Raw genomic sequence first — 321 nt, 5'->3', positions numbered from 1 at the left:
CGACGTCGGCGTCATTAAGAATAAAGCGGATCTCGTTGCGGATCTTGGTATCGGCCATGTCTCAACTCCCCCGATAGGTCGAGTAGCCATAAGGCGAAATCAAGAGCGGGACGTGATAGTGCCGCTGCTCCGCCATGCCGAAGCGGATCGGCACGATGTCGATGAAGGCAGGCTGCGGCAGGCTGATGCCCTGCCCGCGCAGATAGTCGCCGGCGGCAAAGACCAGCTCGTATTCGCCGGTGCGGAAATCGGCGCCGGCCAGCAGCGGCGCGTCGCAGCGGCCGTCATCATTGGTGGTGACGGTCTTGAGGTGCGTGCGGC

1 protein-coding gene is annotated in these 321 nt (G+C 62.9%); it reads right to left on the bottom strand.

Annotated features, from left to right (window positions below):
* Positions 1-61: 61 nt before the first annotated feature.
* Positions 62-321 (bottom strand): hydroxyisourate hydrolase (gene uraH, locus EN859_RS36500; protein WP_135913697.1); only part of this gene is annotated, 260 nt, incomplete at its 5' end.

Source organism: Mesorhizobium sp. M00.F.Ca.ET.216.01.1.1 (genome assembly GCF_004010325.2).
Classification (GTDB): Bacteria; Pseudomonadota; Alphaproteobacteria; order Rhizobiales; family Rhizobiaceae; genus Mesorhizobium.
Note: the sequence above shows the minus strand (reverse complement) of the source record. Positions and strands in the feature narration are given on the sequence as shown.